The 12,701-nt window shown below is 45.8% G+C and carries 19 protein-coding genes; 8 read left to right on the forward strand and 11 right to left on the reverse strand.

The window, feature by feature from the left end:
• Positions 1–2 precede the first annotated feature (2 nt).
• Both QUA62_RS28060 and QUA62_RS28065 read right to left on the reverse strand, forming a co-directional pair.
• The gene (locus tag QUA62_RS28060; protein WP_333408094.1) at positions 3–1,364 is read right to left on the reverse strand and encodes a class I SAM-dependent DNA methyltransferase; all 1,362 of its coding nucleotides are present in this window, start codon (positions 1,362–1,364) and stop codon (positions 3–5) included.
• Positions 1,365–1,609: 245 nt separating this feature from the next.
• Positions 1,610–1,993 carry a hypothetical protein gene (locus QUA62_RS28065; protein ID WP_333408095.1) on the reverse strand — a complete coding sequence of 128 codons (384 nt, stop codon included), beginning with the start codon at positions 1,991–1,993 and terminating at the stop codon, positions 1,610–1,612.
• Positions 1,994–2,246: 253 nt separating this feature from the next.
• On the opposite strand from QUA62_RS28065, the gene QUA62_RS28070 reads away from it, so the two are divergent.
• Entirely contained in the window at positions 2,247–2,369 is a 123-nt protein-coding gene (locus tag QUA62_RS28070; protein ID WP_333408096.1) for a hypothetical protein, read from the forward strand.
• Between the two features lie 57 nt (positions 2,370–2,426).
• Here QUA62_RS28070 and QUA62_RS28075 read toward each other — a convergent pair whose 3' ends face one another.
• The 3 genes from QUA62_RS28075 to QUA62_RS28085 are packed head-to-tail and all read right to left on the reverse strand — an operon-like array spanning position 2,427 to position 3,984.
• The gene (locus QUA62_RS28075; protein WP_333408097.1) at positions 2,427–2,825 is read right to left on the reverse strand and encodes a hypothetical protein; all 399 of its coding nucleotides are present in this window, start codon (positions 2,823–2,825) and stop codon (positions 2,427–2,429) included.
• Between the two features lie 21 nt (positions 2,826–2,846).
• Positions 2,847–3,077 carry a hypothetical protein gene (locus tag QUA62_RS28080; RefSeq protein WP_333408098.1) on the reverse strand — a complete coding sequence of 77 codons (231 nt, stop codon included), beginning with the start codon at positions 3,075–3,077 and terminating at the stop codon, positions 2,847–2,849.
• A 16-nt stretch (positions 3,078–3,093) separates the two neighbouring features.
• The gene (locus tag QUA62_RS28085; RefSeq protein ID WP_333408099.1) at positions 3,094–3,984 is read right to left on the reverse strand and encodes a hypothetical protein; all 891 of its coding nucleotides are present in this window, start codon (positions 3,982–3,984) and stop codon (positions 3,094–3,096) included.
• Positions 3,985–4,250: 266 nt separating this feature from the next.
• Here QUA62_RS28085 and QUA62_RS28090 point away from each other — a divergent pair, with 266 nt between their 5' ends.
• Positions 4,251–4,454 (forward strand): hypothetical protein, encoded by a 204-nt coding sequence (locus QUA62_RS28090; protein ID WP_333408100.1) that lies wholly within the window; start codon positions 4,251–4,253, stop codon positions 4,452–4,454.
• Positions 4,455–4,458: 4 nt separating this feature from the next.
• Here the strand turns inward: QUA62_RS28090 and QUA62_RS28095 are convergent, their stop codons facing one another.
• On the reverse strand, positions 4,459–5,094 hold the full coding sequence (locus tag QUA62_RS28095) for a hypothetical protein (protein ID WP_333408101.1): 636 nt from the start codon (positions 5,092–5,094) through the stop codon (positions 4,459–4,461).
• Between the two features lie 181 nt (positions 5,095–5,275).
• Entirely contained in the window at positions 5,276–5,767 is a 492-nt protein-coding gene (locus QUA62_RS28100) for a hypothetical protein (protein ID WP_333408102.1), read from the reverse strand.
• On the opposite strand from QUA62_RS28100, the gene QUA62_RS29560 reads away from it, so the two are divergent.
• Both QUA62_RS29560 and QUA62_RS28105 read left to right on the forward strand, forming a co-directional pair.
• The gene (locus QUA62_RS29560) at positions 5,740–6,105 is read left to right on the forward strand and encodes a hypothetical protein (RefSeq protein WP_445301730.1); all 366 of its coding nucleotides are present in this window, start codon (positions 5,740–5,742) and stop codon (positions 6,103–6,105) included. The genes QUA62_RS28100 and QUA62_RS29560 overlap by 28 nt on opposite strands.
• A 154-nt stretch (positions 6,106–6,259) precedes the next feature.
• Entirely contained in the window at positions 6,260–6,520 is a 261-nt protein-coding gene (locus QUA62_RS28105; RefSeq protein ID WP_333408103.1) for a hypothetical protein, read from the forward strand.
• A gap of 689 nt (positions 6,521–7,209) precedes the next feature.
• Here QUA62_RS28105 and QUA62_RS28110 read toward each other — a convergent pair.
• Positions 7,210–8,037 (reverse strand): GNAT family N-acetyltransferase, encoded by an 828-nt coding sequence (locus QUA62_RS28110; protein ID WP_333408104.1) that lies wholly within the window; start codon positions 8,035–8,037, stop codon positions 7,210–7,212.
• Positions 8,038–8,137: 100 nt separating this feature from the next.
• Here QUA62_RS28110 and QUA62_RS28115 point away from each other — a divergent pair, with 100 nt between their 5' ends.
• A complete protein-coding gene (locus QUA62_RS28115; RefSeq protein ID WP_333408105.1) occupies positions 8,138–8,362 on the forward strand; it encodes a hypothetical protein in 225 nt (74 codons plus the stop codon).
• 8 nt (positions 8,363–8,370) lie between these two features.
• Positions 8,371–9,609 carry a leucine-rich repeat domain-containing protein gene (locus tag QUA62_RS28120; RefSeq protein ID WP_333408106.1) on the forward strand — a complete coding sequence of 413 codons (1,239 nt, stop codon included), beginning with the start codon at positions 8,371–8,373 and terminating at the stop codon, positions 9,607–9,609.
• A 95-nt stretch (positions 9,610–9,704) separates the two neighbouring features.
• Here QUA62_RS28120 and QUA62_RS28125 read toward each other — a convergent pair whose 3' ends face one another.
• From QUA62_RS28125 to QUA62_RS28135, 3 genes are all read right to left on the reverse strand, one after another.
• The gene (locus QUA62_RS28125) at positions 9,705–10,505 is read right to left on the reverse strand and encodes a tyrosine-type recombinase/integrase (protein WP_333408107.1); all 801 of its coding nucleotides are present in this window, start codon (positions 10,503–10,505) and stop codon (positions 9,705–9,707) included.
• Between the two features lie 250 nt (positions 10,506–10,755).
• Positions 10,756–10,902: a hypothetical protein gene (locus QUA62_RS28130; protein ID WP_333408108.1), complete on the reverse strand. Its 147-nt coding sequence runs from the start codon at positions 10,900–10,902 to the stop codon at positions 10,756–10,758.
• Positions 10,903–10,984: 82 nt separating this feature from the next.
• Positions 10,985–11,305, reverse strand: a complete 321-nt coding sequence (locus tag QUA62_RS28135; RefSeq protein ID WP_333408109.1) for a hypothetical protein — start codon at positions 11,303–11,305, stop codon at positions 10,985–10,987.
• 98 nt (positions 11,306–11,403) lie between these two features.
• Between QUA62_RS28135 and QUA62_RS28140 the strand changes: the two genes are divergently transcribed.
• Positions 11,404–11,694: a hypothetical protein gene (locus tag QUA62_RS28140; protein ID WP_333408110.1), complete on the forward strand. Its 291-nt coding sequence runs from the start codon at positions 11,404–11,406 to the stop codon at positions 11,692–11,694.
• A gap of 82 nt (positions 11,695–11,776) precedes the next feature.
• A complete protein-coding gene (locus QUA62_RS28145) occupies positions 11,777–12,631 on the forward strand; it encodes a hypothetical protein (RefSeq protein WP_333408111.1) in 855 nt (284 codons plus the stop codon).
• Positions 12,632–12,701: the final 70 nt, after the last annotated feature.

Here is a 12,701-nt window from a genome sequence, read left to right on the forward strand (position 1 = left end):
TTTTACTGATGATAGCTAAAACTGTTATTCGGGTCTTGATGAGTATTTATACTTGACGCAAAAGTGACACGCTCCCAATTATTTTTAGTATGTTCCTCTGCTGTTAACCCAGAAATAGGCACAGCACCTAATTTATCTTCAGAAAGCAAAGGCGCTCTTTTATCGTCCAAACTCCAGCCGTCAGCATTCACATTGTAGAACCAAACAAAATCAGTTCCACCAGAGTTAGTTTTAGTAAATAGTAAAATCGCAGTAGAAACACCTGCATAAGGCTTAAATACACCACCGGGCAGAGAAATTACAGCATCAAGCTTCTGTTCCTCCACCAACAGGCGGCGCAATTCCTTATGTGCCTTAGAAGAACCAAAAAGCACCCCATCCGGCACAATCACCGCTGCCCGTCCCCCAGGCTTCAGCAATCTCAAAAACAGAGCCAGAAATAGTAATTCAGTCTTCTTGGTTTTGACGATCGCCTGCAAGTCCTTAGCCGTGTTCTCATAGTCCAACGAACCAGCAAAGGGTGGATTAGCGAGGACAAGGGTATAAGATTCTGCATCACTAGAATGTTCCTGTGCCAGCGAATCCTGATAGCGCACATCCGGGTTTTCTACACCATGCAAAAGCATATTCATACTGCCAATCCGCAGCATGGTATTGTCAAAGTCGAACCCGTGAAACATCTGATGGTGAAAGTGTTCCTTCATCTTGGTATCGCGCAGAATTTCCGGGTGATGCGATCGCAGATATTCATTAGCAGCCACCAGAAAACCGCAAGTCCCACTAGCTGGATCGCAAATTACATCGCCTGGGCTGGGTGCAGTCAGTTCCACCATCAACTGAATAATGTGGCGCGGTGTGCGAAACTGTCCGTTTTGTCCAGCCGAGGCAATCTTGCCCAACATATACTCGTAAAGGTCGCCTTTAGTGTCCCTGTCTTCCATCGGTACACCATCGAGCAAATCCACCACTTTAGAAAGCAGCGCCGGTGTCGGAATTGTGAAACGGGCATCCTTCATGTGGTGCGCGTAAGTCGAACCATCACCTCCCAAAGTCCGCAGGAAAGGGAAAACATGATCGTTGACGACCTCAAACATCTCCTTCGGTGCAAAATTCTTGAACCTCGACCAACGCAAATCATCGTAGGAGCGTTTTTTGATATCTTCCCCTTCTGGGAAAATCCGGCGTTCCATTTGGCGCTTCAGCCGATTAGCTTTGTTTTCTTCCAGAGTATGTAAATCGTCGAGACGACGCAGAAACAGGAGATAAGTAATCTGCTCGATGACTTCGAGAGGATTGGAGATACCACCAGACCAGAAGGCATCCCAGATTTTATCTATTTGACTTTTGATTTCCCCAGATATCATATTGCGCTTTCTTGTCCCATAGATAATTCTAAAAATTAGGGTGATTATCAGTTTAGCTTGGATGTGGTTTTGCTGGAAATATGCAGCCCAAATCTATCTGCTTGTACCTCAATTAAAATCTTTGCGATCGAAGGCTTCGCTCGTCTATGCAAGTAATATTTGCAGGGGAAAGTTCAGACTAAAACTGACCGCCAGAGGAATTTACGATCGCTCACCAGCACTTGTCTCATCATCACTCAACCGTATTAGATAGACAAACTCTCAAACCACCAAACTAAGGTACGGACATCCTCAAGCGCTGAAGCTAACCGATCGCCATCGCCCATCCAATCGCCATACTCCCCATGCTCGCCTGCCCCCCACACTATGATGTACTCTAGCCCCGGATCGATCTGCACGGCAAACCCACCGCTAGAGAAGTTAAATACTGCGTAGAGGTCGTCTGGCCCAACAGACCATCGCAAGAAAACAACGCTTGCCGCCAATGCTGGGAATTCGTTGAACACTTCAGCGAAGAAGCGTTGACTAAATTCAGGAGTGTCGGCTAAAGCGATGTCTTGTGGCTGCCTATTCCACTGGCCCTTTGTCTCACGGCCACAGCGAGGATCGTGTTCTGGAAACTTGTCCATATCTGGTAACTGTAGGGAAAAAAGAAACCCCATCTCGAATTTAAAAATTTTGAGCGGTGATGACACGTCTTGAACCAAGCGACGGAGGCGGTGTATTCTACGCCCGCCATCCAGGACGACCACGTTAAGAAATCCCCCCGACCGATGCAGCAATGCAGTAAGTGCGGCTTCTGAGCGGTGTCGTCGGGTCGATCGCGCACTTAGCGAGCTTAAAACGCTCGGCAGACATTCGGGCGATATCTGGGCAGTTGCCATGACGCCGGATGGACTTAAAGCAATTTCTGCCTCGTCCGACCAAACACTAAAACTGTGGGATTTAACCAGCGCGATCGCACTCAATAGCTTTACGGGTCATCTGATAAAGTTATCGCAGTAGCAGTTACCCCGAATGGGTTGCCGACTTAACAAACCCTCAATCTGCATCTGAAAAATCTCACGGGTTGGGTTGAACGCTGCGATCGTCCCCATCGGGAAATTTCTCGTTCAAACTCTGATCGAAATAATACTGACACCAAAATTCTGCTACTTCCAACAACATGGGTACGGATTCAGCCACGATACCCGAACCCGACTGCAATCCATAGCCTTCTACATATTCTCTAGCTAGTTTGTAAGCCCAATACGGAAAATCTGTTTCTACAAAACACCGCAGTGCATACTCTAGCTTTAGTAAATTTCCGCTGCGGACAAAGCGCACCGTTGCCCACCTAAAATTGCGGTAGTCATCCCCTTGCACCCCATCAATATCTTTCAATAAGTTTCTGAGAGATTGCCGACTTTCGTAACTAGGTTTTTCTCGGTAACTGTCCATCAGTGCGATCGCTTCACCCACTAACTGTTTTTGCTGTTCCCATTATTCATCCGTGAAATATTCTGGACAATTCGCCCGCTCCATCTGCAGCTGCACCAGTCGGGCAATGTAGAGTCCAAACTTTTGGGCAGCGACTTCATCAACACACAGACTTTTGATACTCGTCAGCCTGGTTATCGGTATGGCAAATCGAGCTTGTTCAACTTCCTTAGTGGCTTGAATCCATTTTTTGATTTTCTTAGCAATAGCAAGCTGTTGTTTGTTTTGTTTCATTCTAAATTGCCGACTATTAATATCCTGATTGAACCAGCGCTCCAGAGAGTAAATCTGTTAGTTGGAGTGTAACAGCCCACTGGTTTAAGTAAGCGAGATCGAGTCGTTCCTTTTGCACCTTCAAAACTCCCAACACATCCCTCCACTGCTTTTGGGAACCGCCAGGAATTAGTTTGTACCAACTGAGTTTTTGCAGGACGATATCTTCGGGCGAGTAGATGTAAATTCCCTCTTCTGGTAAGCCGCTAACAGGATGAAGCTGGCGACGGCTCATCACGGAAGCCGAAAAAGGGTCATCGCTGCCCATCACAAAAATATCCGCTTTCTCCATAGAAGGCAAATAGATGACATTGAATGATGATTCGCGGGGTGCTGTTCTTGAATTGGCAATTGCTTCAGTCACCGCCGACTCGCTGATGTAAAACTCGCCTGAAATCGCATCAATTAACCTCTGTGCTGTTCGCGATTCCAAATCAATCACTAAATCCAAGTCTTGCGTAGATCTGTTTTCTCCCAACAACGAACTTGCCACCGAACCTCCCACCACATAGGGAATATTCAGCGGTAGCAAGATGCTGGCTATTTTTCGCGCTAATTCGATCGGATCTGCAATCACGATTCCACCCCAATCTTTACTGTCTGATAAAACTTCTATCCACTCAGCACCTAAGCACCTTTTAATAAATTCTTGCCGAACTTTTGCCTCAGTAGCATTGGGATACTGATTCTTTATTCCAGATATTGCCAGCCTTCGCACCGCTTGATTGAAAGCGCAAGTCCGTTGTACTTTTTGTTGGGGCGTTAACTGTCGCAATAGCTGAAACATCAGCACGTCCGCCTCAATGGTGGTATCAATAGATTGTGGCTTGTATCCTGACTTGACTGTGACTGTGGGTATTGGCGGCACGGTTCAATGAGAGTGAAACGGCATAGATTGCACAATTATATTACAGAATCTAAGTTTTTCAGATCGCTTTATAAAAAAGATATTTTTCCTTAATTATAATGAAATTTTTACAATGAAAATACTCGCTACAATGTCCAAAACAAAGGCGATAGTTACCACAGCTACTAACCAGATATCAAGGTTTAGACATTGTAATGTTTAATTATTCAATGACAAATTCTGACTAAGACTTTTTTCACACAACTGTTCTTGGGAGAGATGAAGATATGGACTTAAATCAAATGTCTGGCAATGGCCACCCCAACAGCCACCACAACCTGCTAGATTGGGCATTTTGGGAGCCGTGCCAGATACGCAAGGCATCGGGGCGCGATCGACAGGGAGCGATCGACGCTTTAGTTTGGTTTAGGTTGATTTTTCTTCAGTTTCCTGACAGCCAAAGGATCTCGCCGCCGTCCTGGTACGGGTGATATGTTAAGTCAAGTTGCTTCTCGTCTGCGAAATAGCTTGATTCAAACCCTCGCTGTGAATCCAGCCTACAAAGCCACCGTAAATCATTTTGCCATCGGGATCGGCTAAAAAAATGTGGTCAACGCCGAGGGGGTTTTTCCAAGCCCTAACCGCTGTTCCATCCCTAAGCCTGATAATCGGATTGGAACTGTTAAAATCCCTGTGGTGTGCTGGTGTCATTCCTGGGACAGCTTCTAAAATGGCGCGAGCCTCCCTGGTAACATCTGAAATGTTTGCAGCGCTGCTTGCTGAACAGCCACATCCATCTGTCACAGTTTGCTTGAGCCTTTCTTTGATATCGCCATCAAACAGGGATAATTGCTCAATCTCCTCTAAAAGTTTCCCGTGTGGCTCAGATAAGCGCCTTTGACAATAAATTGCTGTCAGCAAGTCCTCTAACCCTACTTTTGTCAGAGCCTCTGCAATCAATCCCGTCAAACCTAGTACGGCAATACCTCCGAGCATTCCTGCCGGGCCACCTAGAAATGCTAGAGCTGCTGTGATTGCAGCCGCTCCTGTCAAACCTGTCGCAGCCATCGTCACTACCAGGATGATACCTGGTAAACCCAAAGCAGCTATTTTTTTGACGACTTCATCCATTTTACCAACCTTCGCTGTGGCTTTCTTTCCTCTACCAACCAGTTGCCAGCACGAAAAACCTGCTAGCGCAACAAGTTATTTATTATATCGTGACCTTGCTGTAGCAATTTCGAGTCGTAGATGGAGAAATTAGATTATCCTGATGAAGCTGTAGCGGTTGCAAGCCCAAGGGTGCGATAATTTAACTTATTTGATTTATTCCGTCCTCAAAATTTTTCTCTATATCAAAATTTAACACTTCCCCTAAAAATAGATAGGTTGAGAGTAGCAATGCTTGTGCTTCTTGAGGTGATACTTCACTGTGAACACCTGTACAAATTCGGCTATAGAGGTCAGATAAGAAGTGACGCAATCGGTCGCGTCGTGACTTACTACTAATTTTCTGCGAAATATATACATTAATTCTATTTAGATGCTTGCTAGCATCAAGTTTCAAGGTACGCTCATCAAGTTGAGCCGTTTCTTCTGTCGGGGGATAAAGAGTATCTGCAAATGTCTCAATGATACGACGGCAGGTAGTTACCCCTTGACTTACTGCTTCAGGATCTCCTTCTCGAAGACGAGCATAAACATAGGGAAGCTTACTTAAGACATTTCCACACTTTTCAGCTTTGTACTCAAGCTGGTAACCGTGAGACTGGAGGAATTCTTGTTGGCCTCTATAACCATTCACATAATTGTGCGATCGTAACAGCAATTTCTAAACTACCGCCTGATTCTAAAAGAGGCACAAACTGGTTTGAGAGAGGCATACACGGACTCCAACAATGGCTAGACAGCCTATGGCTTCAAGAACAGCAATATTATTGGGGGGAGTGGCACTTTCATCCACAAGCAGATCCTACTGCTAGTAAAGATGATATTGAGCAGATGCAACGGATCTCAAAATCAAAACTTTATCAATGCCCAGAGCCCTTGCGGCTGATTATTGGTGGAAATCCGCCTAAACACTGGAATCTAAGGGTTTATGTGTTTCCCCAAAATGCCTCTTTTGTAGAATTAATAAGGTAAATTTTACACAAACTAAAATTATGACTTTTACCTTTGGCTTCAAATCAATTCTACAGTTTCACGCTTGCATCGCCCACTGTCTCGGGCTATACCTGTGCTGACATAACGCATCTCCTTTGCTAATCTCAAAGTTAGTTCTTTACCGCAATTGCTCATGAGTAGCCAATCTACAGCCAAAACTATCTTTCTGGTCGCCTCTATGGTGGGCTGGCTTATCGTTGGTGCATCTTTGATGTATCTTTTTCCGGTCGTCGCAGATTGGTTAATATCCTCCGATCGCACCCATCTCTGGATGCAGACCCTCAGCCGTAGCGGTTACAATCCTATGCTGGCTTGGGTAGGAGGAGGCATCACTCTGGTTATTACCGTGTCGGGGTATATCCTCTGGCATCAGAGGTTTGAAGGCAAGATTTAGAGCGATGGTCACAGATCGATTTTGGAGCGATCGAGTTCTGAGTTCAAAGAAGTGTGGGAGGCCTTTGCGGTGAGGCGTAAAAAAAGCCTGCCAAGACGACTATCAGAATTTTAGATATTTATGAGTGCTGGTTTGATATACAGTGCTTACTTTTTGGAAAACAGCGAGTGCTATATTTCTGAAAGTTTGGGCTGCTGTAAAGCAAGATAGTATTAATGAATCTGAATTGGCAACAGTTATTAAATTCTCAGTGATTTAGTCTTTAAGTTTCTGCTAGGTTGCCTTTAGGTCTTAATAAGAGCATGGATAGTAGAGATTGAAAGCTTAAATTTTATTACAATATGCTTTCCAGCTTATCTACGTTACCTTAAGTCTTTTCTAATTTGATAAAAATTAGGCGTAATAACCTCCCATTCTTTCACCGGGTTTGAGGGCTATGTCCTTGATTTTATAAAGCTTTTGATGGGGTTGTCACCCCGTCAGGTATACTGCTGCAAAGTAATGCTCTAGACTCGCCGGGCGCTCGGCACCGCAATACAGGGAAACCTTGAACTGGAAAAATAACTCAGGAGATCTTTCACTATGAGAGAGAACAATATCGTAATGGTTGAATTCATCGGCAGACCATACTTGCATGATACCTGAGACTCTTGTCTGCCTCGTGCAAAAAGATGTTGAGGACTACTTCCTTAATATCCCAGAATCCTTCTTTTGTTTGAGTGGATTCGGAAAGTGCAAGCTTCCTTAAAGCCCATTCGCTTGTAAATATTTACCCCATCCGGCGCTGCCTGAAGGGTGGCAAAAGGCGCTCCGAGTTTCTTGGCATAACTGAGCGTATAATGTGTGATTGCCGAGCCGTAACCCCGATTTCTAAATTCTTGCAGCGTACTGATATCAAAGAGGCTTGCTGTCTGACCAAGCAAAAAGATTGAACTCGTACAAACAGGCTTATTATCTACATACCCCAGAAACAATCTCAAAGGACGATTCTCCAAATTATCCAACTCGCCCACCCGCCGATAAAATGGCATAACGAAGTCATCTGGTGGCTCAAAAAGTGAAGCGATAATCTTTCCAAACTCATTGATTTCTTTGAAAGAGGTTGCCATTCGGAACTTGAGATTAAGAGGATACTGAACGTCTTGTGGTAAATCATCAAGATTTGCAACCATACCCATATCCACTTCATCTTCGATAAATCCATACTCTTCTAAGGTTGAAAAGACATAAGCATCCCGAAATTCTTCACAAGTCCACCAAGCTGCTGGTAAACGAGCTGAATTAAACTCTTCGCACACCTTGGCAATAGTACGCTTTCCGTCTTCGCTATCGAATTTTTTACTGATAACGAGATTAAAAGTATCTGTCTTGTAGCCAGAATTAATGAGAACGTAACTTTCTGTTTGTTCGACTTTCATCTCGGGAACGAATTGGAGTGGAAAATAAATATTCTTGCCAATGATTCCTGCCAAAACTAACTGGATTTCGTCGTGTATTCTAAATTCTTCCTCTATCATCTGCACCGTCTCCTTTCTGTCAATTTTATATACGGAACTGGCCCTGAGGTGTGAAAATGCCATTAGCCTTCACCCTACGAATGGAAGTGCGATCCGAGCCGTGACGACAGTGCCAGACGTGCGAGCCGTGGCTGCGGTCCAATTGTGCGAGCCGTTGCAGCCGTTCGATCGCGCAAAACGTAGAACCAATCTAGCAGAAGAATTGCTCGTTACTGACCAACCGAAAACCGCAGGCATTTCAGCCATTTGTTGCGCCGAGCCAGCTACCGACTTGAGGAAATTGGCGAAGCTCGCTCGCCCTCACTTCTTCCTGCCTTTACACTAAGCGAGCTAGTGATTAAGATTGACAAAAATACAAAAGGGGTGGCTATGTTCGATCGCACTCAGTGGTTTTTGGCCGGTATGTCGATCGCGCTTTCGCTTCAGCTAAGTCAGCCAGTGGTAGCAGCCGTGCCCGTTGGCAAACTCGTACAAACAGCACAAACTAACAGTAAGGAGGCTGCCCACAAAGCTTTCAAAGAAGGAGTACAACTATCCCAGCAAGCAACGGCGGAATCTTTAAAAGGTGCGATCGTAGCATTATCGGGAAATGCACTTGGAGCGAAGGCTGAAGAAACGCGATCGGGAAACAGAACATTTGCGGATTGGTGTCGCCAAAAACCTAATTTGAGTCCTGAAGCTAAACATACTGTTGAGGTCCTGTTGCAGAAAGCGGGAACTACTGAGTGCGAGGCGGCCGATCGGAAACTTTCTCTTCTCACGGAACTAAAACTATACAAAAATCAAATCAGTGACATCAAACCGCTAGCATCTTTGACTAAACTGACTGTGATCGAACTCTGGAACAATCAAATTAGCGATCTCAAACCCTTAGCATCCTTGACTACATTGACTCGGCTCTACCTCCACAACAATCAAATCAAGGACATCCAACCGCTAGCGTCCTTGACTCACCTGACGGATCTCTTCCTCTACAACAATCAAATCAAGGACATCCAACCGCTAGCATCCTTGACTCACCTGATTAGGCTCAAACTCCACAACAATCAAATCAGGGACATCAAACCGCTAGCATCCTTGACTAACCTGACTACTCTCTTCCTCGATGAAAATCAAATCAGCGATATCAAACCGCTAGAATCTTTGACTAAACTGACTGAACTGGGGCTCACCAAAAATCAAATCAGCGACATCAAACCGTTAGCATCCTTGACTAAACTAAATTGGCTCTGGCTCACCAAAAATCAAATCAGCGACATCAAACCGCTAGCATCCTTGACTAACCTGACTGGGCTCGGCCTCGGCGAAAATCAAATCAACGACATTAAACTGCTAGCATCTTTGACTAACCTAATTATTCTCGACCTCCTTAACAATCAAATCAGGGACATCAAACCGCTAGCATCTTTGACTAACCTGACTACTCTATTCCTTGATAATAATCAAATCAACGACATCAAACCGCTAGCATCTTTGACTAACCTGACTTGGCTCGGCCTCAGCGGAAATCCAATCGCTCCCAAAACTTGCCCGCTCAAACCAGAGTCTATCTGTAAGTGGCCCAAAAATTAAATGCTAAAAATTTACAGTTCAAAAAATTAGAGGTACAAGATTATGACACTTATAGTTTCAGACAAACATAAAAATTTACAAAAGTCGATCGCCCCTTAAAACATCCCATCAAGCATTTCGGTAACGTCTTGCTGGTCACGTCCCCGGTTATCGTCGTACACCATTAAAGTGTTCAAATTCTTATGGCGCGACAGTTTCTGCACCTTCCGCACGTTGCCGTCCGTGGCATCAAGGGCTGCAGTAATGGCACTGTGGCGTATTCGGTGAGGACTCATCTGCTTTTTGATTCCAGCTTTTTCGCTGTGGCGGACAACAATCTTGCAAATGCCGTCGCCAGTGAGCCGATGTCCTGAGTTGGCAAAGTCAAGGGCGCTGAACAACGGGGCATCTGGGGAAGAGTTGCCACCTTTTGCATCTAACCAATCAGCAATTGCCTCTACAGTAGCCGCCCCCAAGTCCACCATTTCCGACTGAGAGCCGCGCCCCTTGCCCAGAACCCGCAAAGTCCTACTGCCTGGGTCAAAGTCACAGAGACTCAACTGACTAATCTCATTGCGTCGCAGAGCGTTACCCCAGAGCAACCGGAGTAAAGCATAATCTCTCTTCCCCGCCAATGTCGTCCGATCGCACTGCCGTAAAATTTGCTCAAAAGTCCCAGCATCAACCCCCGTTGTGTCCCGATAACTGGTAACTTTCTCTCCCTTAATATCTGCAAGCGTGTAGTGACACGCGCCGAGCTTGCGGCCCATCTCCACCAAGCTTTTAACAGCCGCCAGCCGCCGATTAACCGTGGCTTCCTTCAAGCCCTTGTCAATCAATTTGGCCTTGTACTTCAACACCACCGACACCGCTTGACGTTCCTCAAGGTGCAGGAACTGCAAAACGTTATCAGGCACGAACGGAGGTTTACGCGAACACTAAGGCAAAAAGGGGCCCCATCTAGAAACGGATGGGGCAACTGGGATTAGAGATTGAAAGGCACTCCCCTGACAAGATAAAATTCCACCGGCACTCCTGACTGAGCAACTGCTGCTAATCGGTAATAGCCATCAATGATTTTGTAATTCTCGCCAGAAAATCAGTATCGAGCCAGCTTTCCACTCACCATCTCGCATCGTCTTGGCATAATCTTCAATCACAGCCTGATCAATCTTCCGTTCCTGTTCCCGTCCAAAACAGAGGTATCATGCAGGCCATTTCAGGAGTAATGGTGACAGGAATCAATTCGCTTCTGTGGCCATCCGGGCTAGCAGAGCGGATAAGGGATTCGAGGTCGTCGTTGCTGTTGTTCATGGGCTTAGTCCTTTTAATTATCACTCTTCTCAAGAAGTTTAAAAAACCCCATCCAGAAAAAGCGGATGGGGTGCGATCGGGTCTAGGCGACTTTCAATATTTTGATTTGTGCGAGTATCACGGATTGATTCTCAGCTTCCAGCACGATCGCCGGTATGTTTTCCCCCGCCCTTGGGTTTAGCTTCCGTGCCAGAACCGCCGCATGGAATTGAAAGTGGCCGCTAACAACTTTGTAGTTATCGCCGTCCCGTGGCAGCACCGGGGGAGAGCAAAAACCGCCGATCGCCAAACTGAGCTCCCCAGCAATTTCTAATTCGTTCGGGTCAAAGTTGCAGGCAGGCATGTCGGACGTGATGCGCTTTACCGGGACGATCGAGAGCATCAATTTCTTGGCTGGCTGCACCCGTCCCCGGCCGTTGTCGCCACGGTTGGGGGGTTCTTCGTCATGGGTACGATCGCGATCGTACCCATGACGAACCGTTCAGGCGGCAATTAGACTCGATGCCGACAGAGAATCAGCAGGATTACGATCAACTTTTAGAATCTAGTTCTACAACGATCGACAACCAGCGCAAAATGATCGCCCTATTGCAATCCCGCCTTAGAGAAGAACGGGAGAAGGTTGAAGCGCAAGTCGCAGAACTGGAACAGAATCCAGCCCCTGCGATCGACTTATCCGATAAAGCTGGCGAAGTCGTAAATTTCTTTAGGACGCTCCTGCCAAAAGACACGAAGCTACCCAAAAATACTATGTCGAAGCTTAGGGAAATTTTGGCAGCAACAGAAGATTAGAAGGTCGATCACCCGATCAGCCCAAAACAAACCACTCATCCCACTGCAACCAAAAACTTTAACCTCAAAGGAGCCTTTACTAATGACCCACTTCGGCATTCTCTGTCCGGCAGCCAACGGCCACCTCAACCCGATGACAACATTAGGCAGCGAACTGCTTCGCCGCGGTCATCGAGTCACCGTATTTAATTTCCTTGATGCTCAAGCCACAACCTTAGCAAGCGGCTTAGAATTCCAGCCATTAGCTGAAGATGAATTTCCCGCAGGCTCAATGACAGAAGGCTTGGCCCAACTGGGAAAACTCAGCGGACTGACAGCCTTTCGATATACTATTAAACTAATGACCCAAGTTTCAGATATTCTCCTCTCACAAGCTCCAGCAACTATCAAAAAAGCTGGTGTAGAAGCTTTGCTGGTAGACCAAGTTTCACCGGAAGGAGGAACGATGGCGGATTTTCTCAACCTTCCTTTTATCACAGTTTGCAGTGCGTTAACCCTAAATCAAGACCCCAAAATTCCTCCCTTTTGTACACCTTGGCAATACAGTCCAACTTGGATAGCGAGTTGGCGCAATCAATTTAGCTATCAGTTACTCAGTTTGCTTGCAAGACCGATTCGAGAGGTCATTGCTGAGTATCGCGAAGAGTGGAAATTACCTCTGCACTCCCACCCGAATGATGCTTACTCGAAACTCGCTCAGCTCAGCCAGCAGCCTCCTGAATTCGACTTTCCCAGGCAAAATTTACCCCCGCATTTCCATTTCACCGGCCCTTATCACAATCCTGCGACGCGCAAACCAGTACCTTTCTCTTTTGAACAATTAACCGGCAAACCATTGATTTATGCTTCGATGGGAACTGTGCAAAATCGCTTGCTGAATGTTTTTCAAATAATCGCCTCTGCGTGTGAAGGATTAGATGCCCAATTGGTAATATAGCAATTCCATTTGAGATGTAAATATGGATTTCTCTGGTAAAATAGGAAAGTTTGATAATAAATGAAAGGGA

The sequence above is a fragment of the Microcoleus sp. MON1_C1 genome, from assembly GCF_036701945.1.
Classification (GTDB): domain Bacteria; phylum Cyanobacteriota; class Cyanobacteriia; order Cyanobacteriales; family Microcoleaceae; genus Microcoleus.

Bases quoted from the DNA above. Each gene is read 5' to 3' on its own strand.
- QUA62_RS28060 (WP_333408094.1), bottom strand. From the start codon at position 1,364: ATGATATCTGGGGAAATCAAAAGTCAAATAGATAAAATCTGGGATGCC.
- QUA62_RS28065 (WP_333408095.1), bottom strand. From the start codon at position 1,993: ATGGACAAGTTTCCAGAACACGATCCTCGCTGTGGCCGTGAGACAAAG.
- QUA62_RS28070 (WP_333408096.1), top strand. From the start codon at position 2,247: ATGACGCCGGATGGACTTAAAGCAATTTCTGCCTCGTCCGACCAAACA.
- QUA62_RS28080 (WP_333408098.1), bottom strand. From the start codon at position 3,077: ATGAAACAAAACAAACAACAGCTTGCTATTGCTAAGAAAATCAAAAAA.
- QUA62_RS28090 (WP_333408100.1), top strand. From the start codon at position 4,251: ATGGACTTAAATCAAATGTCTGGCAATGGCCACCCCAACAGCCACCAC.
- QUA62_RS28095 (WP_333408101.1), bottom strand. From the start codon at position 5,094: ATGGATGAAGTCGTCAAAAAAATAGCTGCTTTGGGTTTACCAGGTATC.
- QUA62_RS28105 (WP_333408103.1), top strand. From the start codon at position 6,260: ATGAGTAGCCAATCTACAGCCAAAACTATCTTTCTGGTCGCCTCTATG.
- QUA62_RS28110 (WP_333408104.1), bottom strand. From the start codon at position 8,037: ATGATAGAGGAAGAATTTAGAATACACGACGAAATCCAGTTAGTTTTG.
- QUA62_RS28130 (WP_333408108.1), bottom strand. From the start codon at position 10,902: ATGAACAACAGCAACGACGACCTCGAATCCCTTATCCGCTCTGCTAGC.
- QUA62_RS28140 (WP_333408110.1), top strand. From the start codon at position 11,404: ATGCCGACAGAGAATCAGCAGGATTACGATCAACTTTTAGAATCTAGT.
- QUA62_RS28145 (WP_333408111.1), top strand. From the start codon at position 11,777: ATGACCCACTTCGGCATTCTCTGTCCGGCAGCCAACGGCCACCTCAAC.